Here is a 19,406-nt window from a genome sequence, read left to right on the forward strand (position 1 = left end):
AGATTTGTATAAGAGACAGATCGAGAAGAGGGTGATGAGGGAGAAGAAAGGGACGCCGTGATGACGGTGATGAGGAAGTGAAGAGGAGAAGGACGGACGGGACGAGACCGGGGGGCCGTGCTCTGGTGGGGATAGACAGTTTTCGGCACGGGTACGCGCCCGGCTACTCACCGGTGCAACAACTTGCGGGTAACTCAGGTGTGCGGAATCGTCATCATGTGAGTATTCGGTGCTTCCGGCTCCGTCCGGCGGCCCCGGACGACGAGCACGACGCCCGCCAGGGCGAGCACACCGCCCAGCCCCGCAGCCCCGGCCGGCGCGGTCGTGCCGAGCATCGCCAGCCGGTCGCTGTCCGCCGACGCCAGCTCGACCTGCTTGAGCTGGGTCTCCTCGGTGAACTCCACCCGCTTGCTCTCCAGGAGCACGACGGCGTCCTTCTTGGAGCCCGGGGCGCGCAGCGTCTTCCTCGGGCCGATCGCCGCGTTCATGATCCGGCCGGTCCGCTTGTCGGCCACCAGCTCGATGCCGCTGTTGGAATACCACTCCTCGGCCAGCACCTGGGTGATCTTCTTCTTCCCCACGAGCAGTCCGGGCACCTGGCGCACCCCGGTCCTCGTCGGCTCGACCTCGCCCTTGAAGAGCAGGCCGGAGTAGCCCTGAACCTCCTGCTCACCGGCGTAGGAGAGCCGCACGACCCCGCCGAGCGTGCTGTCCCACCAGCGGTAGGAACGCTTCTCGACGTCGAAGGGGAACTTCAGATAGGCCTCCCCGTCGAACGCCGGGGACTCCTCGCAGCAGTGGACCGGCTCGTTCGTGACCCGGTCGGTCACCCAACGCTCCAGCGTCCACTGGAGGGCGTCACGGGGGTCCGAGGCGGGCAGGGTGTCCTGGTGGTCCACCGAGGTGGAGACATCCCACACGGCGTTGCCGCTCTTCTCGCTGTCGGCCACGTCCCCGCGCACCTGCCGCGTGATCGTGATGGTTCTGCCCTCGACCGTCTCCACCTCGGACGTGTCGAAATAGCTGCCCGTCCCGGTGAAGACGGTGGTGGTGTCGATGTCGATGGGGGTGCGCTTGGCATGCGGCTGGACGTACCAGACGAGCAGCGGCGCGAGGACGAGCAGGAAAACCCCTGCCCCCAGCAGGACAAGCGACAGGGGTGAAGCGTTGTGGCGCATCCGGGCACTCCTGGGTCGAATCTCTTCGCGGAGGTGCACGGGCCCGGGCCGGTCAGCCCTTGATTGGCGTGAACAGTAAGCAAGCCCTTGACGGAATGTCAATGTGCTGTCGACACTGTGTCCCAGCCGGAGGGGCCCGGCTGACGGGGTGGGGATCGCCTCCAGCAAGGAGCTGACCCGACCATGCGCAGACTCATCGCCGCCGCTGTCACCGTTCTGGTGGCCGCCGCACTCGCCGTTGGTGCGGCGGTCGGTGTCGTGGCACTGCTCGACGCCACTCCCGACCAGCCCAATACGCCCCTGATCAGCTATGACACCGCTCCGGCGGTTCCGTGACCCGCCCGGCCTGGCAGGACGTCCCCCGGTCGAAGCTCGACCGTTTCGAGGCGATCGCCCGGTCCGAGGCCCCCGAGCTCGCTCAGTCCATCCTGTTCCAGATCCGCCAGGAATATCCCTATCTGGAGCTGGTCGAGGACGAGTCGGGGGAGCCGCTGGCCCTCGTCGGCATCCGCCGCGCCATCGAAGGCTTCGTCCACAACCTCACCGCCGGCGCCCACCCACGGGTGCCGCCGGAGATGTTCCAGGAGTTCGGGCGCGGCGAGGGTCTTGAGGGCCGCAGTCTCGACGCGCTCCAGGCCATCTATCGCCTCGGGGTCCGGCTCACCTGGCGCAGGCTCGCCGAGATCGGCCAGCAGGTCGACATCCCCGCGCCCGCCATGTACGAGCTGGCCGAATCGGGATTCGAGTATCTGGACGGGCTCGTGGAACAGTCGGTACGGGGCTACGCCGAGGCGGCGGCCCGGCGCGCCAGCGAACGGCTCCGCCTCCAGCGCCAGCTGATCGAGCTCCTCCTGGTGGAACACCGGGGCGATGTGTCGGTCGCCCTGTCCGAGCGGGCCGCGCGCATCGGCTGGGAGCTCCCGGAGACGATCGCCGTGGGCGTACTCATGCGCCCGGCCCGCGAGGCCGTGGCCCCGGCGGTCGGCCAGGGCATTCTGCTGGAGATGGAGAGCGAGCAGCCGCGCATCGTCATCCCGGACCCGGACACGGCGGGCCGGGCGGAGATCCTGCGGCGCGCCACGGCCGGCTGGTCCGGGGCGATCGGCCCGGCGGTCCCGCTGGCGGCCGCGGCGACCTCGCTGCGCTGGGCGGAGACCGCGGTCCAGCTGATCAAGAAGGGTCTGCTGCCGCAGGGCGAGGTGCTGTACTGCACCGAGCGGACGGAGGAACTGCTGCTGCTTCCCGCCCAGGAGCTGATCGACGCGTCGGCCCGCCGCTGCCTCGCCCCGCTGGAGGGCCTCAGCCCGACCCAGGCCCGGCGCCTGGCCGAGACGCTGCTCGCCTGGATCGAGACCCCCGGCGGCGCCCCGGAGGTGGCCGCCCGCCTCGGCATCCACCCCCAGACGGCCCGCTACCGGCTGCGGCAGATCCGCGAGCTGTGGGGTGACGCCATCGACGAACCGGACCAGCGCTTCGAGATGCTCCTGGTGCTCCGCGCCCGGCGCCTCCGGGGCGATCCGGCCGCCACCGCGGGCTGAACGGGGCGGCCGGACGTCCGCGAACATCCGGCCGCCGGCGACGCCGGCAGAGTGCCGGGACGGCCGGGACCGTCGGGATCAGACCGGGGTGACGTACGCCCCGGCGATCCCGCCGTCGACCAGGAAGTCCGTGGCGTTCACGAACGAGGAGTCGTCGCTCGCGAGGAACGCGACGGCGGCGGCGATCTCGGTCGGCTCGGCGAACCGGCCGACCGGGATGTGTACCAGACGCCGGGCGGCCCGCTCCGGGTCCTTGGCGAACAGCTCCTGGAGCAGCGGAGTGTTGACCGGGCCGGGGCACAGGGCGTTGACCCGGATGCCGTCGCGCGCGAACTGCACCCCCAGCTCGCGCGACATCGCCAGCACCCCGCCCTTGGACGCGGTGTACGAGATCTGCGAGGTGGCCGCGCCCATCCGGGCCACGAACGAGGCCGTGTTGATGATCGAACCCCTGCGCTGTGCCCGCATGTAGGGGATGGCCGCCTTGCAGCAGAGGTAGACCGAGGTCAGGTTGACCTCCTGCACCCGCCGCCAGGCCTCCAGGCCGGTGTCCAGGATGGAGTCGTCGTCCGGCGGGGAGATCCCCGCGTTGTTGAACGCGATGTCGACCGAACCGTAGGTGTCGGACGCGGCCTTGAAGAGGGCGTCCACCTGTTCGGCGTCGGTGACGTCGGTACGGACGAAGAGCCCGCCCGCCTCCTCGGCGGCCGCCTTGCCGCTCTCCTCGTCGACATCGGCGCAGACGACGTGCGCGCCCTCGGCGGCCAGCCGCCGGACGGTGGCCAGGCCGATGCCGCTGCCGGCTCCGGTGACGACGGCGGTGCGGCCGACCAGGCGGCGGCAGACGGAAGAAGTGTCGGTCATGGTGCTCAGGCCTCCGTGCTGATGAAGACGTTCTTGGTTTCGGTGAAGGCGGCCAGCGCGTCCGGGCCGAGCTCGCGGCCCAGACCCGACTGCTTGTAGCCGCCGAAGGGGGTCGAATAGCGCACGCTGGAGTGCGAGTTGACGGAGAGGTTGCCCGCCCGCAGCCCCTGGCTCACGCGCAGCGCGCGGCCGACGTCCCGGGTCCAGACCGAGCCGGCGAGTCCGTAGTCGGTGGCGTTGGCGAGGCGCAGCGCGTCCTGTTCGTCCTCGAACGGCAGGACCACGGCGACGGGCCCGAAGACCTCCTCGACCGCCACCGGCGCCTCGGGCGAGACCCCGGTGAGGACGGTCGGCGGGTACCAGAACCCGGGACCCTCGGGGGCCGTTCCGAGCATGGTCCGTACGCCGTCGACGGCACGGTCACCGTCGACGAAGCCCCGTACCCGGTCGAGCTGGAGCGCCGAGATCAGCGGGCCCATCTGCGTCTTCTCGTCGGCCGGGTCGCCCACCACCACGGCGGCGACGGCCGGGACGAGCAGCTCCAGGAAGCGGTCGTACACGGACCGCTCGACCAGGATCCGGGTGCGGGCGCAGCAGTCCTGACCGGCGTTGTCCAGGAAGGACATCGGCGCCGCCGCCGCGGCGGCCTCCACATCGGCGTCGGCGAAGACGACGTTGGGGCTCTTGCCACCCAGCTCCAGGGTGAGCCGCTTCACCCGTTCCGCGCAGCGGGTCATGATGTGCTTGCCGGTCCGGGTGGAGCCGGTGAACACGATCTTCGCGACGCCCGGGTGCTCGACCAGGGCGCTCCCGGCCACCGGCCCCTCACCGGGAAGCACCTGGAAGAGCCCCTCGGGAAGCCCGGCCTCCAGGGCCAGTTCGGCCAGCCGGAGAGCGGTCAGCGGTGTCGTCTCGGCAGGCTTGAGCAGGACGGCGTTGCCCGCCGCGAGGGCGGGGGCGAGACCCCAGGCGGCGATCGGCATCGGGAAGTTCCACGGGGCGATGACCCCGACGACGCCCAGCGGCTCCAGGACCGTGAAGTCGATGCCGCCTGCCACCGGGATCTGCCGGCCCAGCAGCCGTTCGGCGCCGCCCGCGCCGTAGTCGAGGAGATCGCGTACGTTGCCCGCCTCCCACCGGGCGTTGCCGATGGTGTGGCCTGCCTCGCGGACCTCCAACCGGGCCAGTTCCTCGATGTGTTCGTCGACGACGACGGCGAAGCGGCGCAGCAGTCGGGCCCGGTCGGCGGGCGCGGCGGCGGTCCAGGAGCGCTGGGCGGCCGCCGCGCGGACGACGGCGGCGTCCACATCGGCGGCGGTGGCGGCCGGGACGGTGGCGATGACCTCGGCGGTCGCCGGGTTCAGGACGTCCAGGGTGGGTTGTGACACGTACGGACCCCGATCAGGGAAGCGGGTGGTGGTCAGGGGTGTGCTGCCGTCAGAGGCGTTCGAAGGAGCGGCGCAGCTCCCAGTCGGTCACCGCGGAGTCGTACGCGGTCAGTTCGACGCGGGCCATGTTCAGGTAGTGGGCGACGACCTCCTCGCCGAACGCCTCCTTGGCGATGGGGCTGGCCTCCCACAGCTCGGCGGCCTCGCGCAGGGTCGTCGGCACCTGGTCGTACTCCCCGGTGTAGGCGTTGCCCGTACAGGCCTCGGGCAGCTCCAGCCGGTGCTCGACCCCGTAGAGTCCGGCGGCGACCAGACCGGCGACGGCCAGGTGCGGGTTGACGTCGCCGCCGGGCAGCCGGTTCTCGAAGCGCATCGAGCGCCCGTGGCCGACGACCCGCAGGGCGCAGGTGCGGTTGTCGACGCCCCAGGCGACGGCGGTCGGGGCGAAGGAGCCGGGCTGGAAGCGCTTGTAGGAGTTGATGGTGGGCGCGTAGAGGAGGGAGAAGTCGCGCAGGGCGGCGAGCTGGCCGGCCAGGAAGTGGCGCATCAGCTCGGACATGCCGCCCTCGCCGTCACCCGCCATCATGTTCTCGCCGTCCGCGTCGGTGAGCGAGAGGTGGATGTGGCAGGAGTTGCCCTCACGCTCGTCGTACTTGGCCATGAAGGTCAGCGAGACGCCCTCCTGGGCCGCGATCTCCTTGGCGCCCGTCTTGTACACGGCGTGCTGGTCGCAGGTGGTGAGGGCCTCGTCGTAACGGAAGACGATCTCGTGCTGGCCGGGATTGCACTCGCCCTTGGCGGACTCGACGGTCAGCCCGGCCTCCTGCATCTCGTTGCGGATCCGGCGCAGCAGCGGCTCGATGCGGCCGGTGCCGAGGATCGAGTAGTCGATGTTGTACTGGTTGGCCGGGGTCAGCCCGCGGTAGTCGCGGTCCCAGGCCTCCTCGTAACTGTCCCGGAAGACGATGAACTCCAGCTCCGTGCCGACCTGCGCCGTGTATCCGAGCTCCGCCAGCCGGTCGAGCTGGCGGCGCAGGATCTGGCGCGGGGCCGCCACCACCGGACTGCCGTCGTGCCAGGCGAGGTCCGCGATCAGCAGGGCGGTCCCCTCGTGCCAGGGGACGGGGCGCAGGGTGGCGGGATCGGGGACCATGCCGAAGTCGCCGTAGCCGTTCTCCCACGAGGACATCGCGTAGCCGTCGACGGTCCGCATCTCGGTGTCCACGGCCAGGAGGTAGTTGCAGCCCTCGGTGCCGTGCTCCAGCACCTCGTCGAGGAAGAACCCGGCCGCGAACCGCTTCCCCTGGAGACGGCCCTGCATGTCGGGGAAGGCCAGCACCACGGTGTCTATCGACCCGTCCGCGACCCGTGAGCGGAGCTCGTCGACGCCGAGCGGGGGTGTGCGGTCTGCCACGGGATGCCTCCTTGGGTGAACCGGGAGGTTTAAGGTATGACAGAGAACCATTGCTTGGGAAGGGGATCCGCGAGTGGCCACGAGGAGAAGAGCGGACGACACCCGTCCGGCGGTAGGGGCGGTGGCCGCGACCGGGGTGGCGGCGGCGGTCGACGCCGCCGGGGACGGGAGCGAGACCGTGATCGGCCGGCCGGCCTCCGTGCTGCGGCCCGTCCGCGCGGGCAACGGCTTCGAGGAGGCGCTGGAGCAACTCCTCCAGCTCCTGCGCCTGGGGTTGGTCCCCCCCGGCGAACGGCTGCCCTCCGAACGCGAGTTGTCCCAGCACCTGAGGATCAGCCGGGTGACGCTGCGTGAGGTCCTCAAGGTGCTCCAGGACCAGAGCATGGTCGAGAGCCGCCGGGGCCGCTACGGAGGAACGTTCGTCCTGCCGCGCACCGCGGCCCCCGACGGCAGCGACGAACTGCGCCGCCGCATCGCCGCCGTCGACCTGGAGGACACCCTGCGCTTCCGTGAAGTGCTGGAGGCCGGAGCGGCGGGCCTGTGCGCCGAGGGGCTCCCGGCGGACGGCGGGGCCCGGCTGCGGGCGGCGCTCGACGCGACGCAGGGTGCCAGGCTGGAGGACTACCGCCGCCAGGACACCCTGCTCCACCTCACGCTCACCGAACTCTCCGGCTCCCGCACGCTCGCCGCCCAGTACGCCGCGGTCCGGGCCACCCTCAACGAACTGCTCGACTGCATCCCGCTGCTGGTGCGCAACCTGGAGCACTCCCAGCAACAGCACGCGGCCGTCGTCGAGGCGGTGCTCGACCGGGACGCGGACGCGGCCCGCGAGATGATGCGCGAGCACTGCGGAGGCACGGCGGCCCTGCTGCGCGGCTTCCTCGCCTGAGCCGGTCCCGGCGGCCTTCGGGCGGCGAGGCGAATCCGTAACCACTCTTTAACGCACGCCCCTTGCGATTCCCCCCGCGTTCCACAAAGGTGTGCCGACGAACCTTTGATCGAAGCAGTTCCAACGATGAAGTCGACACACATCTGGAGCGCCTCATGGCTCAGGGAACCGAAACACCCGCCGGACCACCCGGTGACGCGAGCCCGGGGGTGTCCGGCACGGACGCGTATCTGCACCGCAGGACCCTGCGCCGGGGCAGTGCCGGCTGGCTCCTGCTGACCGGGCTCGGCGTCGCCTACGTCGTCTCCGGCGATTTCTCCGGCTGGAACATCGGCCTGTCCAAGGGAGGCTTCGGCGGACTCGCCGTCGCCATGGTCCTGATGGGCGTCATGTACGCGTGTCTGGTCTTCGCGCTGGCCGAACTCTCCGCCATCCTGCCCACGGCGGGCGGCGGTTACGGATTCGCCCGGCGGGCGCTCGGCACCTGGGGCGGCTTCCTCACCGGCACGGCCATCCTCATCGAGTACATCCTCGCACCCACCGCGATCGCGCTGTTCATCGGCGACTACGTCGAATCGCTCGGCCTGTTCGGCCTCACCTCCGGCTGGCCCGTCTACCTCGCCTGCTTCGCGATCTTCATCGGCATCCACCTCTGGGGAGTCGGCGAGGCGCTCCGCTTCAGCCTGGTGGTGACCGCCATCGCGGTGGCCGCGCTGCTGATCTTCGCCGTCGGCGCGTTCACCGAATTCGACGCGGGCCGCCTCAACGACATCCCGGCGGACACCTCCGCCTTCGGCTCCTCCTCCTGGCTGCCGTTCGGACTCCTCGGGATCTGGGCGGCCTTTCCCTTCGGTATGTGGTTCTTCCTCGGGGTGGAGGGCGTGCCGCTCGCCGCCGAGGAGGCCAAGGACCCGGTCCGCTCGATGCCGAAGGCCCTGGCCATCTCGCTCGCCGTGCTGGTCTTCCTGGCCGTCATCACCTTCATCTCCGCCACCGGCGCCCAGGGCGCCGACGCCATCAAGGAAGCCGGGAACCCGCTCGTGGTGGCCCTGCAGGGCACCGGTGAGCCGACCGCCCTGAGCCGCTTCGTGAACTACGCGGGCCTCGCCGGACTGGTGGCCTCCTTCTTCTCCCTGATCTTCGCCGGATCCCGCCAGCTGTTCGCCCTCTCCCGGGCCGGTTACCTGCCGCGCTTCCTCTCGCTGACCAACCGCCGCAAGTCCCCCTACCTCGGCCTGCTGATCCCCGGAATCATCGGGTTCGCGCTCGCCGCCTGGAGCGGCAACGGCGGCCGGATGCTGAACGTCGCCGTCTTCGGCGCCACGATCAGCTACGCCCTCATGGCCCTCTCCCACCTGGTGCTGCGCCGCCGCGAACCGGAGCTGCCGCGCCCCTACCGCACCCCCGGCGGCGCGCTCACCTCGTCCGTGGCCTTCGTTCTGGCATGCTCGGCGCTGGTGGCGACCTTCCTGGTGGACCGCGACGCGGCGTTCATCGCCCTCGGCGTGTACGCGGTGGCGCTGGCCTACTTCGCCCTCTACAGCCGCCACCGGCTGGTCGCGGGCGCCCCGGAGGAGGAGTTCGCCGCACTGGCGGCGGCCGAGGCCGAACTCGCCCGCGACTGAACCGGCCCGGGCGACGGGCTCCCGCCCCGCGGAGGCGTACGGGGCGGGAGCCCGCCCGCCGGCAGCGCGACCACTCGATCACCCCGACCCGAAGGAGCCCGTTCCATGTCCCGGCCCGTCATCGGCATCAGCACCTACCAGGACCCGGCCCGCTGGGGGGTGTGGGAGATGCCCGCGGTGCTGCTGCCCGCCGGCTATCCCCGCCTCGTCCGGGCGGCGGGAGGGCTCGCCGTGCTGCTGCCGCCCGACGACGCGCGGGACGCGGCCCGGGACACCGTCGCCGCCCTCGACGGCCTGGTGATCGCCGGGGGAGCGGACGTCGAACCGGTGCGCTACGGGGCCCTCGCCGATCCCCGTACCGGCCCCCCGGCCCGCGAACGCGACGCCTGGGAGCTGGCGTTGATCCGGGCGGCGCTCGACCAGCAGGTTCCCGTGCTCGGCATCTGCCGGGGCATGCAGCTGCTGAACGTCGCCCTCGGCGGCACCCTGCACCAGCACCTGGACGACCACACCGGCGGCCTCGGGGTCTTCGGCAGCCACCCGGTGACCCCCGTGCCCGGCACCGCGTACGCGGACGCCGTCCCGGAGACCGCCGTGGTGCCCGCCTACCACCACCAGGCGGTCGACCGGCTCGGCGGCGGCCTGGTGGCCTCCGCCCACGCACCCGACGGGACCGTGGAGGCCCTGGAACTCCCCGGGCACGGGAGCCTGGTGCTCGGTGTGCAGTGGCACCCGGAGATGGGGGAGGACACCCGGGTCATGGCCGCTCTGGTCGGGGCGGCCGGGAGCGGGCGGCGCTGAGCCCTCGACCCCCGGACCGGAGAAGTCGGGCCCCGCGAACGCCGGTGAGCTGAAACGGGAGCCGGGGCCCTCGCCCGGACCCGGCGCGGACGCCGCCGCCTCGGCGATCTCCCGGAGGAGGAACGGCCGGATCCCCCGCTCGCGCAGCGCCACGAGCCACGCCTCACGGGCGTGAGCGAGGGCGGGGGAGTCGAGGGAAGCGGACAGGTCGGACACGGCCACCGCGTCCGCCCCCGACTGCTTCGCCGCCGTGCGGTACAGGGCGACGACGCTGACCAGGCCCGTGACCGCCGCGACCACCAGACTGAACCAGCCGACGCCGACGAGGGTGCCCGCCAGGGAGGGCAGGGCCTCGGCGAGTCGCAGACCGTAGCCCAGCAGCAGGAACGTCGCCGCGGCCACGGCGGCGAGCACCGGAGTCAGCACCCCGAGGACCGCCAGCACCCCGGCCCCCGGCCGCTCCTGATCGCCCGGTCCGGAGAGCGGCGGGCTTCCGGCGTGCCGCCGCCCGCCCCGGGCACGCCGCCGCAGGGCCGCGTAGCGGCGGTGCTCGGCGTCGGCCGCGGGCGTCGTGCGTGCCACGGCCGCCAGGCCCCGGACGCGCAGCCGGCCGCCGGGGACTCCCGAGCGTTCGAGCAGGCGTTGGATCTCCGGGGAGGCGATCACCTCGTCGAGCGCGCGTCCGTAGTCGGAGCTGTCCTCGTCCCCGAGCCGGATAGGTCTGCCCATGCTGTCCCTCGGTCGGCACAGGTGTGCCGACACCTGTGTGGTGGCTGTTCCGCCCACCGCGCCGCAGGGGCGCGCACGTGCCGCGTGCGCGCCCCCGCGGTTTTGGCCGGTGAGGCGTTCGAAGCGTTCTGGAAGGGTGTTCCGGAGGGGGCTAGAGGTGCTGCGCGACCGCGGGCATGAGGTCCTGGAAGGTCCGCCCGTCCGCCGGCGCGCCGATCGCGGTCATCTGCCAGCCCGAGCCGGACCGCTGGACCTTGGCCATGATCTGGGCGGTGTGCCGCCCGCCGCCGGTCAGGGTGTACCGGGCCAGCTCCTGGCCGTTGCTCTCGTCGACCAGACGGCAGAAGGCCGCCTCGACCTCCTCGAAGGTCTGGCCGGTGAAGGAGTTCACCGTGAAGACGATCTGGTCCACATGGACCGGCACGCGCCGCAGGTCGACGACGATCGACTCGTCGTCACCGCCCTGGCCCGCCCCGCCGACCCGGTTGTCCCCGGTGTGCTGGACCGAACCGTCGTCACTGGTCAGGTGCTGGAAGAAGACCACGTCCTGCGGGGCCTGGCCCGCGAAGAGCACGGCCGAGGCGTCCAGGTCGATCTCGCGGGCGGTCAGCCGCGCCAGAAATCCCTTACGGGGAGCGGACTTCCAGCCCAGCCCCATCCGTACGACGCCGAGCTCGCCGCCGCCGGACTTGGTGAGGCTGACCTGCTGGCCCTTGGTGAGGTTGATCGTCATCGTTCCGCCTTCGGTGACTGGGTGCCTGGGGTGACTTCGGTAGGGGCTCGCGCGTCCGGTCCCGGCGGCTCAGAGACTGACGCCGAAATCGGCGACGATGCCGCTGAGGCCGGATGCGTAACCCTGCCCGACCGCGCGGAACTTCCACTCGGCGCCGTGCCGGTACAGCTCGCCGAAGACCATCGCGGTCTCGGTGGAGGCGTCCTCGCTCAGGTCGTAGCGGGCGATCTCCGCGCCGCCCGCCTGGTTCACCACCCGGATGTACGCGTTGCGCACCTGGCCGAAGCTCTGCCCCCGGCTCTCCGCGTCGTGGATCGAGACCGGGAACACGATCTTCGCGACGGTCGCGGGCACCGAGGCGAGGTCGACCTTGACGATCTCGTCGTCGCCCTCGCCCTCACCGGTGAGGTTGTCGCCGGTGTGCTCGACCGACCCGTCGGGGCTCTTGAGGTTGTTGTAGAAGATGAAGTGCTCGTTGGACAGCACCTTGCCCGCCTCGTCGCAGAGCAGCGCGCTCGCGTCCAGGTCGTAGTCCGTGCCGGTGGTCGTGCGGACGTCCCAGCCGAGACCGACGAGGATCGCGGTCAGCCCCGGGGCCTCCTTGCTCAGCGAGACATTTCCGCCCTTGGCGAGGCTCACGCCCATGATGTTCTCCCTTGTGCGGTGACGGGTTTCACGTGGTGGCGGCCACGCCACGGAGGACGGCGCGGACACTCTGCGACTACAAGAAAAATCTACAGCACTGTAGATTTTCGGGGCCAGGAGGTGTTCGGTCCGTCCCGGCCGGTCGTCGGTACCTCCGTCGGCTGGATACGATTTCCCGACACCCGGCAGGCGCAACGCCACGGCCGGGCGGCCGAACGGAGAAAGCCGGGCGGACGGACGGAGAGAGGGGTCGGGCCGTGGACGCCGAAGGAGCCGGTGGCGAGCGGGAATCGCCTGCCCGCAGGCGTGGCCAGGGTGAGCTGGAGGCCCAGGTGCTGTCGGTGCTGGGCGGGGCGAGCGAGCCGGTGACCGCCGCCTGGGTGCTGGAACGGCTCGGCGCGGAACTGTCGTACAGCACCGTCATCACGATCCTGACGCGTCTGCACGCCAAGCAGGCGGTCACACGCACCGGACGGGGCCGCCCCGTCCTGTGGGAGCCCGTGGCGAACGAGGCGGGGCTCGCGGCCCTGCGGATGCGCCGGCTCCTCGACAAGCAGAGCGACCGGGACGCGGTGCTCTCCAGCTTCGTCTCCGTCCTCTCCTCGCACGACGAGGACCTCCTGCGGGCCCTGCTCGCCGAGAGCGGCCCCGACGACACCGGAACGCCCTCGGACCGGCCGGAGCGCTGACGATGGGCGTCTTCGTCTACCTGCCCCTCGTGCTGCCCCTGACCGCGTTGCCGATCGCGCGCCTGGCCGAACAGCACCTGCACCCCCGCAGGGCCGCCCGGCTGCTGACCACCGTCGCCGTGATCCTCGCCGCCTGCAGTCTGGTGTGTCTTGGACTGCTGGTGGTCGTGGGCACGGCCCAGCTGCCCGGCAACCCGCTGCCCGACGGCTGGTCCGACGCCGAGGTCCGCGAGGCCGTGCCGCACGACGCGTTCGCGGGCAAAACCTCCATCCTCGCGCTCGTCGTCGTGACGACGGCCTGCGGGGTCACGGTCCACCGCCACTACCGCTTCCGGGCGCGGGCTCACCGGACGCTCGCGGGCCTGCCGGGCGGCGACGTCGCCGTGCTGCCCGACGACGTCCCGTACGCCTACGCGCTCCCCGGCTCCCCGGGGCGGGTGATGGTCTCCACGGCGCTGCTCGCCTCCCTCGAACCGGCCGAGCACCGGGCGCTGTTCGCCCATGAACGCGCCCATCTCGCGGGACGCCACCACCGGTTGCTGCTCGCGACCCGGCTGGCCGGCTGTGTCAATCCGCTGCTGTGGCCGCTGCTCGGGGCCCTGGTCTACAGCACGGAGCGCTGGGCGGACGAGGAGGCGGCCCGGGTCACCGGCGACCGCCGGCTGACCGCACGCGCGGTCGGCAAGGCGGCGCTCGCCTCCCGCCCGGTGCCCGGCGGCGCGGCCTTCGCCGCCTTCGCCGCGGTGGGGCCGGTGCCGCGACGGGTGGCGGCGCTCCTGGGCCCGGTGCCGCCGGACCGGGGCTGGCCCCCCGCCCTCACCCCGGCCGGTGTCGCCGCGTTCGTCGCCGCGGCCGGGACGACCGTCTCCGCGCTGTCCGCGCTGAACGCGGCCGTCGCGCTGTTCCTCGTCCTGGAGGCGGCGACACCGCTGTAGCCCGCGGCCGGGGCGCCTCTCGGGCGAGCCCCCTGTCCGGAGCCGCGAAGACCGGCCCGACGCCTGTCGCTACAGGGTTGTAGAGTTCAGCAGCCGCGGAACGCGGGCCCCGTCGACGGCGGTTCTTCACCCGCCCGGCATGCAGAATCATGCCCGGGTGCTCACCTCCCGCCGGAGTGCGTCCCACTCGATTCCCATGGCTGGAGAACCCAGCCGGACAGGAGCCACGCGTTGTCCGCCAGTCCGGGCCCATCAGGGCCCGACCCCCACAGTCACCGACCTGCGGCCCCGGGCAGGGCCGCCCGCCGCCTCCCGCGCGGGGCGGGTGACCGATGACCTCCGCCCTGCTCGGCCTGCTGGCCGTGTTCGTGCTCACCGCCGGGACCGGCTACTTCGTGGCCCAGGAGTTCGCGTACGTCTCCGCGGACCGGCTGACCCTCGCCCGGGAGGCCGCAGCCGGGGACAAGAGGGCCGCCCGCGCCGTGAAGGTGCTGGAGCGGCTCTCCTTCATGCTGTCCGGCGCGCAGCTCGGCATCACCGTCACGGGGCTCGTCGTCGGCTTCCTCGCGGAACCGTCCGTCTCGGCCCTCCTGCGGCCCGCCCTGAGCGGCACGGGCCTCTCCGACGGACTCGTCTCGGGCATCTCCGTGGCGCTGTCGTTCGTGGTGGCGACCGTCATCCAGATGGTGCTCGGTGAACTCGCCCCCAAGAACCTCGCCCTGGCCGTGCCCGAGAGCATGGCGAAGTCCCTCGCCTCCTCCACCCTGATCTACCTGCGGATCGTCGGCCCCGTGGTCCACGTCTTCGACGGCGTCGCCAACCGGCTGCTGCGCCGCATCGGCATCGAACCCGTCGAGGAGCTCCACCACGGTGCGACCCTGGAGGAGCTGGGCCATCTCATCGGCGAATCCCACGAACAGGGCGAACTCCCGGCGGCTACGGCCGAACTCATGGACCACGCGCTGGAGTTCTCCGAGCGGAACCTGGGGGAGGTGATGATCCCGCGCGCCGACGTGGCGTTCATCCGCCGGGACGCCCTCGCCGCCGAGGCGGTCGAGCTGATCGCCCGGCACGGACACTCCAACTACCCGGTGCTCGGCGACCACCCGGACGACCCCGCCGGAGTCCTCGGCGTGCGGGAGCTGATGCGGCTGCCCGCGGCCGACGTCGGGCGCACCACCGTCGGCTCCCTGGCCCGCCGCCCCCTCCTGCTGCCGGAGCTTCTCCGGCTCCCGGCGGCGGTCGCGCAGATGCGCGAGCGCGACGACGAGTTCGCCGTCGTCCTCGACGAGCACGGCGGCCTGGCCGGGATCGTCACGTACGAGGACATCGCCGAGGAACTCGTCGGGGACATCGCCGACGAGTCCGACACCGTCGTCGAACTCGCGGTCGCCGACGGCTCCGGCTGGATCGTGGACGCGGGCCGCCGCCTCGACGAGATCGAGGAGGCCACCGGCGTCGCACTGCCCCAGGAGAGCGACGACTACGACACTCTGGCCGGGCTGATCATCGACCGGCTCGGACGCTTTCCCACCGTGGGTGACCGGCTGACCGTCGGCGCGGTCCGGATCGAGGTGCGCACGCTCGACCGGCACGTCGCCGAGTACGTCCGCGTCGAACCCGCCGATCGCGTCGAACCCGCCGATCGCGCCGAACCCACCGGAAGCGTCGAACCCACCGGACCCACCGAACAGGAGCCGCAGGCATGAGCTTCCCCATGGCGCTCTTCGTGACGGTCCTGCTCCTGATCGGCAGCGGATTCTTCGTCGCCGCCGAATTCGCCCTGGTCGCCTCCAAGCGGCACCGCATGGAACAGGCCGCCGCCCGGGGGCAGCGCGGGGCCAGGGCCGCGCTCGACGGGATGCGCGAGCTGTCGCTGATGCTCGCGGGAGCCCAGCTCGGCATCACCATCTGCACCCTGGGCCTGGGCTCCGTGTCCAAGCCCGCGATCTCCCACGAGCTGGACCCGCTGCTGGAGCGGCTCGGACTGCCCGCGGCCCTCAGCTACGGCATCGCCTTCGCGCTGGCGATGATCGTCGTCGTCTTCCTGCACATGGTGGTCGGCGAGATGGCCCCGAAATCCTGGGCCATCGCCCACCCGGAGCGCTCCGCGATGCTGCTGAGCCCCGCCTTCCGCGCCGTGGTGGGCGTCGTACGCCCGCTCATCCGGCTGCTGAACGCGATCAGCAACGCCCTGGTGCGGCTGTGCCGGGTCACCCCGCGCGACGAACTCACCTCGGTGCACAACCGCGACCAGCTCACCCACCTGATCGAGGAGTCCGAGCGCCTCGGGCTGATCAGCAAGGGCGACTCCGGACTGATGACCAGGTCCCTGACCGAGCCGGGGACCCCGGTCTCCGTGCTCAGGACCCCCGTGGAGCGGATCGCGACGGTTGCGGCGGACGCCGGACTCGACCGGATCCTGGCCATTGCCGCCGAGGCCGACCGCACTCGCCTGCTGGTACGCGACGGGGAGGAGATCCTCGGATCGGTGCACGCCCGGGACGCCCTCGTGGCCCGCGCCGGAGGCCGGGACGTCCTCGCCCGCGACCTGGCCCGTCCCGTCCCGGAACTGGCCCCGGACGCGACCGCGGCACACGCGGTGGAGCAGTTGCGCGAACGGCGGGCCACGATCGCCGTCGTACGCGACGGCGAGGGCGGGCTCACCGGACTGGTGAGCCTGGACGACCTGCTCGCCCGGCTGCTGCACCCGCCGGCACCCCCCGGGAACGCGGCCCAGGGGTTCTAGGAGTCCCGCTCGGTCGTCTCCCCGCGGATGACGCGGGGGGACGACCGGGGGCCGTCGCCGTCCTCGTCCTTGAGCGCCTGCTTCTCGCTCTTGAGGATGCGCGCGGCCTTCCCGGCCGACCTCGTGAGGTCGGGCAGCCGCTTCACGGCCAGCACCGCCACGATCACCAGGAGAAGGATGGTGAGTTCGCCGATCCCGAACATGGTCGCTGCTTTCTCTGGGGCGGAGCGGACACGGAGCCGGCCCGACCCCTGACGGGCGGACACACTCAATCTACAGGACTGTAGAGCAACCGTCCCCGGGATCGGTGATCGGACGGCGCCCTCAACCGCCGGGCAGCAGTCGCACGGTGGCGTCCGGGAGGTGGCTCCACCAGTGCCCGTAACGCCGGTAGACCTCCGGTTCACGGTCGGCGAGGAACGCCACCAGCGAGCGGGCCTCGGCGGCCAGCCCCTCCCAGCTCTCCTCGGGCAGCCGGTGGAACGCCGTCGCCTCGATGCCGCCGGCGGCCGGCCGCCACACTCCGGCGACGTACCCGTCGACCAGCAGCGTCGGCAGTACGTCCCCGTTCGCGCGGATCACGATCCTTCGGTAGGACGGCGGCAGGACCCGGCCGCGATCCGCGTACGCCAGCAGAACGCTGTCCCACATCGCCATCAGCCGGGGCGGCGCCGGTGTCGCCGCGTCCGGGCGGAGGGAGCCCGGCAGGTCGAACAGTTCCTCGCCCGCCGGGCCCGTCAGCCGCTCCAGACGCCCGGCGAGGTCCGCGAGCGCGGCCCGCGCGTCGGTCCGCCGGACCATGGCGAACTGCGCCACGTCCGCGACGGACGCGGGCCCGAACCCTTCGAGGTAGCGCACGACCAGCTTCCGCAGGGACGCGGCGGACGCCGCCGGCTCCGTTCCCGGAGAGCCGTTCCGGGGCGCGATGTAGGAGGGCCGGTGTCCGAACGACCACGGCGGAGCGGTGGGCGCGTGGAGCAGCGGCGTGTACTGCCGCAGCCCCCACCAGGCGCCCGGCCCGGGCGGTTCGCCCAGCCGCTCGCCCAGCCACGCTTCGCACTCGGCGGTGGTCCGGGGCCGGTCCGCGAACTCCAGCAGCCGGGGGACCAGCGCGTCGGCGTCCTCGGCCGTCAGCCCGGAGGCGGTGAAGCGGGGGCCCAGCCGGGAGGCGCGCACCACGGGATGCATGGCCTCCCGGAAGACCCGGTGGTCGTCGGCGTGCACGGCATGGAGCGTGAGCCGCATCAGCGTCGCCTTCACGACGGCGTGATCCGTGAACGCGGCGTCGAGGCCGGCCGGATCGAATCCCGCGAGCCGGTTCCAGAGGGCGAGGTAGGGGGAGGCCGGCTGCTGTGCCTGGAGCGCCACCACGCGCCGCACCCCCTCGGCGGCGTCCAGCGGCTCGCGCCGCAGCAGCAACTGCCGGGCGAGCGTCGAACGGTTGAGTTCGCGCGCGGTGATGTCCCTGCCGTCGTCCATCGGTCCGTTCCTCCGGTGACTGCTCACTTCGTGCCCGTGGCTGACGGAACCGTACGCCGCCCGGCCGACCTCCCTGACACCGCCTCCGGGCTCACCCGAATGCGGTGCGGAGACGGTACGGAGAAGGCGCGGCGGCGGTACTGACGGCGTGTCGGTGACGCAGGGAGGCGGACGGTCGACGAGTCGACAGGATCCGAGCGCCGGCGGGCCGCGCACGACGTCCGTCCCCGCCCGCTGTCAGCGCTTGCCCGGCCGACCGCCGCGCAGGCCCGGCCTCGGGGCCGGGACGAGGCGGAACGCCGTGTTGAGGACGTGGTCGATCACATCGCGCGAGGGCTTGTCCGTCAGGTCGGTGAGCAGCCGGGCCAGCGTGTTGAGGAGGAACGGCGATCCCATGACGTACCGGTTGAGCACCGGCTGGAAGCCCGAGCGGCTGAAGACCAGGTCGGCGGCGGTGTTGCCGAGGCGGTAGTAGCGGCCCCAGCGGCGGTTCATCTCCACCGGGTAGCCGCGCAGCACCTGTTCGCGGCGGGGCCCTCGGGGGTGGGCCAGGGCGAGGGCCGCGGTCCCGGCGGCGACCTCGCCCGCCTCCATCGCCTGGGCGATGCCCTCGCCGTTCCAGGGGCTGACCATCCCGCCGGAGTCGCCGACCAGCAGCAGCCCGCGCGCGTACAGCGGATGGCGGTTGAAACCGAGGGGCAGGGCGGCGCTGCGGACCGGGCCCTCCGCGTTCTCCTCGCGCAGCCCCCAGTCCTCCGGGGTCCGGGCCAGCCACTGGTCCAGGGTGGCGCGCAGGTCCGCCTTGCCGTGCCGCCGGTGGGGAAGCGCCCCGAGCCCGACGTTGACCCGGCCGTCGCCCATCGGGAAGATCCAGCCGTAGCCGGGAAGGCAGGGGCCCCCGTCCGGGAAGCGGAGGTCGGCCCACAGTTCCAGGTACTCCTCCCGGGATCGTTCGGGGCTGCGGTAGTAGCGCCGGGCGGCCGTCGCGATCTGCCGCCGGGGGTCCCGCTCCAGCCCCAGCGCCAGGGCGAGGCGGGCCGACGCCCCGTCGGCCGCGATGACGACCGGCGCGCGGAAGCCGACCGGCTCCGGGGTCTCCGGGGAATCCGAGGACGCGGCGACCCCCGTGACCCGGCCCGCCCGGTCCGTCAGCGGGCGCTCCGCCTTCCAGCCGCTGTACAGCCGGGCCCCGGCCGCCACGGCGTGCCGGGCCAGGATGTCGTCGAAGTCGTGCCGGCTGCGGGAGAGCCCGAAGTCCGGATAGCGGCCCAGCGCGGGCCAGTCGATATGCACGCGGTGCTCCCCGGCCACCCAGCGCATACCGCGCGAACGCGTCCAGCCCGGTGCGGTGATGTCGACGCCCATCCGGATGAGCTGATGCACCGCGCGCGGGGTGAGACCGTCGCCGCACACCTTCTCCCGGGGGAAACGGGCCTTCTCCAGCAGGATCACGTCCACTCCGGCCCGCGCCAGGTGATACGCGGCCGAGGAGCCGGCCGGGCCCGCCCCCACCACGATCACCTGGGCGTCCTCTCCCGTACGGGACGCCTCCCGCGCGTCTTCCGTACGGGACTCCTCCCGCGCGACTCCCGTACGGGGAGTCTCCTGTGCGTCCGTCGTCGTCGGGTCCGGTGGCAGTTCCCGCATCACAACCCCTTCGTCCCGAGGGCCGTTGCTCCTGCCGGGGCGGCGGCCCAGGGCAACATCATCGATCAGGACGGGCCGGGGCGGTACCAGGCGTCGGAAAACC

18 protein-coding genes are annotated in these 19,406 nt (G+C 72.4%); 9 read left to right on the forward strand and 9 right to left on the reverse strand.

Annotation, left to right across the window (positions count from 1 at the left end; translation table 11 throughout):
* Window positions 1-194: 194 nt before the first annotated feature.
* The gene (locus tag HET64_RS15665; RefSeq protein WP_215105982.1) at window positions 195-1,178 is read right to left on the reverse strand and encodes a DUF3068 domain-containing protein; all 984 of its coding nucleotides are present in this window, start codon (window positions 1,176-1,178) and stop codon (window positions 195-197) included.
* A gap of 183 nt (window positions 1,179-1,361) precedes the next feature.
* Between HET64_RS15665 and HET64_RS15670 the strand changes: the two genes are divergently transcribed.
* Window positions 1,362-1,514 carry a hypothetical protein gene (locus tag HET64_RS15670; protein ID WP_215105984.1) on the forward strand — a complete coding sequence of 51 codons (153 nt, stop codon included), beginning with the start codon at window positions 1,362-1,364 and terminating at the stop codon, window positions 1,512-1,514.
* Window positions 1,511-2,716, forward strand: coding sequence for a helix-turn-helix domain-containing protein (locus tag HET64_RS15675; protein ID WP_215105986.1), 1,206 nt, complete (start codon window positions 1,511-1,513; stop codon window positions 2,714-2,716). Before HET64_RS15670 ends, HET64_RS15675 begins: the two co-directional genes overlap by 4 nt.
* A gap of 78 nt (window positions 2,717-2,794) precedes the next feature.
* Here HET64_RS15675 and HET64_RS15680 read toward each other — a convergent pair whose 3' ends face one another.
* Genes HET64_RS15680 through HET64_RS15690 form a run of 3 tightly spaced genes read right to left on the reverse strand, consistent with a single transcriptional unit; the run spans window position 2,795 to window position 6,382 of the window.
* Window positions 2,795-3,580 carry a 3-oxoacyl-ACP reductase gene (locus tag HET64_RS15680; RefSeq protein ID WP_215105988.1) on the reverse strand — a complete coding sequence of 262 codons (786 nt, stop codon included), beginning with the start codon at window positions 3,578-3,580 and terminating at the stop codon, window positions 2,795-2,797.
* 5 nt (window positions 3,581-3,585) lie between these two features.
* Window positions 3,586-4,968 (reverse strand): aldehyde dehydrogenase, encoded by a 1,383-nt coding sequence (locus HET64_RS15685; RefSeq protein ID WP_215105990.1) that lies wholly within the window; start codon window positions 4,966-4,968, stop codon window positions 3,586-3,588.
* Window positions 4,969-5,017: 49 nt separating this feature from the next.
* Window positions 5,018-6,382: a glutamine synthetase family protein gene (locus HET64_RS15690; RefSeq protein ID WP_215105992.1), complete on the reverse strand. Its 1,365-nt coding sequence runs from the start codon at window positions 6,380-6,382 to the stop codon at window positions 5,018-5,020.
* Window positions 6,383-6,518: 136 nt separating this feature from the next.
* Here HET64_RS15690 and HET64_RS15695 point away from each other — a divergent pair, with 136 nt between their 5' ends.
* The 3 genes from HET64_RS15695 (at window position 6,519) to HET64_RS15705 (ending at window position 9,697) form a co-directional block, all read left to right on the forward strand.
* Complete coding sequence (locus HET64_RS15695; RefSeq protein WP_215106020.1) at window positions 6,519-7,271, forward strand: FadR/GntR family transcriptional regulator; 753 nt, start codon at window positions 6,519-6,521, stop codon at window positions 7,269-7,271.
* A 155-nt stretch (window positions 7,272-7,426) separates the two neighbouring features.
* Window positions 7,427-8,896: an ethanolamine permease gene (gene eat, locus HET64_RS15700; protein ID WP_215105994.1), complete on the forward strand. Its 1,470-nt coding sequence runs from the start codon at window positions 7,427-7,429 to the stop codon at window positions 8,894-8,896.
* 105 nt (window positions 8,897-9,001) lie between these two features.
* A complete protein-coding gene (locus HET64_RS15705; protein WP_215105996.1) occupies window positions 9,002-9,697 on the forward strand; it encodes a gamma-glutamyl-gamma-aminobutyrate hydrolase family protein in 696 nt (231 codons plus the stop codon).
* Between the two features lie 880 nt (window positions 9,698-10,577).
* Here the strand turns inward: HET64_RS15705 and HET64_RS15710 are convergent.
* Both HET64_RS15710 and HET64_RS15715 read right to left on the reverse strand, forming a co-directional pair.
* Entirely contained in the window at window positions 10,578-11,159 is a 582-nt protein-coding gene (locus HET64_RS15710) for a TerD family protein (protein ID WP_007451990.1), read from the reverse strand.
* Window positions 11,160-11,228: 69 nt separating this feature from the next.
* Window positions 11,229-11,804, reverse strand: a complete 576-nt coding sequence (locus HET64_RS15715; RefSeq protein WP_032792079.1) for a TerD family protein — start codon at window positions 11,802-11,804, stop codon at window positions 11,229-11,231.
* 257 nt (window positions 11,805-12,061) lie between these two features.
* Between HET64_RS15715 and HET64_RS15720 the strand changes: the two genes are divergently transcribed.
* From HET64_RS15720 to HET64_RS15735, 4 genes are all read left to right on the forward strand, one after another.
* Window positions 12,062-12,493, forward strand: coding sequence for a BlaI/MecI/CopY family transcriptional regulator (locus tag HET64_RS15720; RefSeq protein WP_215105998.1), 432 nt, complete (start codon window positions 12,062-12,064; stop codon window positions 12,491-12,493).
* Window positions 12,494-12,495: 2 nt separating this feature from the next.
* Entirely contained in the window at window positions 12,496-13,428 is a 933-nt protein-coding gene (locus HET64_RS15725) for a M56 family metallopeptidase (protein ID WP_215106000.1), read from the forward strand.
* A 332-nt stretch (window positions 13,429-13,760) separates the two neighbouring features.
* Window positions 13,761-15,137 (forward strand): hemolysin family protein, encoded by a 1,377-nt coding sequence (locus HET64_RS15730; RefSeq protein WP_215106002.1) that lies wholly within the window; start codon window positions 13,761-13,763, stop codon window positions 15,135-15,137.
* Window positions 15,134-16,177 carry a hemolysin family protein gene (locus tag HET64_RS15735; RefSeq protein ID WP_215106004.1) on the forward strand — a complete coding sequence of 348 codons (1,044 nt, stop codon included), beginning with the start codon at window positions 15,134-15,136 and terminating at the stop codon, window positions 16,175-16,177. The genes HET64_RS15730 and HET64_RS15735 overlap by 4 nt, the downstream gene beginning before the upstream one ends.
* Here HET64_RS15735 and HET64_RS15740 read toward each other — a convergent pair.
* From HET64_RS15740 to HET64_RS15750, 3 genes are all read right to left on the reverse strand, one after another.
* Window positions 16,174-16,380 carry a twin-arginine translocase TatA/TatE family subunit gene (locus HET64_RS15740; RefSeq protein WP_215106006.1) on the reverse strand — a complete coding sequence of 69 codons (207 nt, stop codon included), beginning with the start codon at window positions 16,378-16,380 and terminating at the stop codon, window positions 16,174-16,176. The genes HET64_RS15735 and HET64_RS15740 overlap by 4 nt on opposite strands.
* 121 nt (window positions 16,381-16,501) lie before the next feature.
* On the reverse strand, window positions 16,502-17,656 hold the full coding sequence (locus HET64_RS15745) for a winged helix DNA-binding domain-containing protein (RefSeq protein ID WP_215106008.1): 1,155 nt from the start codon (window positions 17,654-17,656) through the stop codon (window positions 16,502-16,504).
* A 237-nt stretch (window positions 17,657-17,893) separates the two neighbouring features.
* Window positions 17,894-19,303, reverse strand: a complete 1,410-nt coding sequence (locus HET64_RS15750) for a geranylgeranyl reductase family protein (RefSeq protein ID WP_251145372.1) — start codon at window positions 19,301-19,303, stop codon at window positions 17,894-17,896.
* Window positions 19,304-19,406 lie beyond the last annotated feature (103 nt).

This window comes from Streptomyces sp. McG3, from assembly GCF_018619185.1.
In the GTDB taxonomy this organism is placed as follows: domain Bacteria; phylum Actinomycetota; class Actinomycetes; order Streptomycetales; family Streptomycetaceae; genus Streptomyces.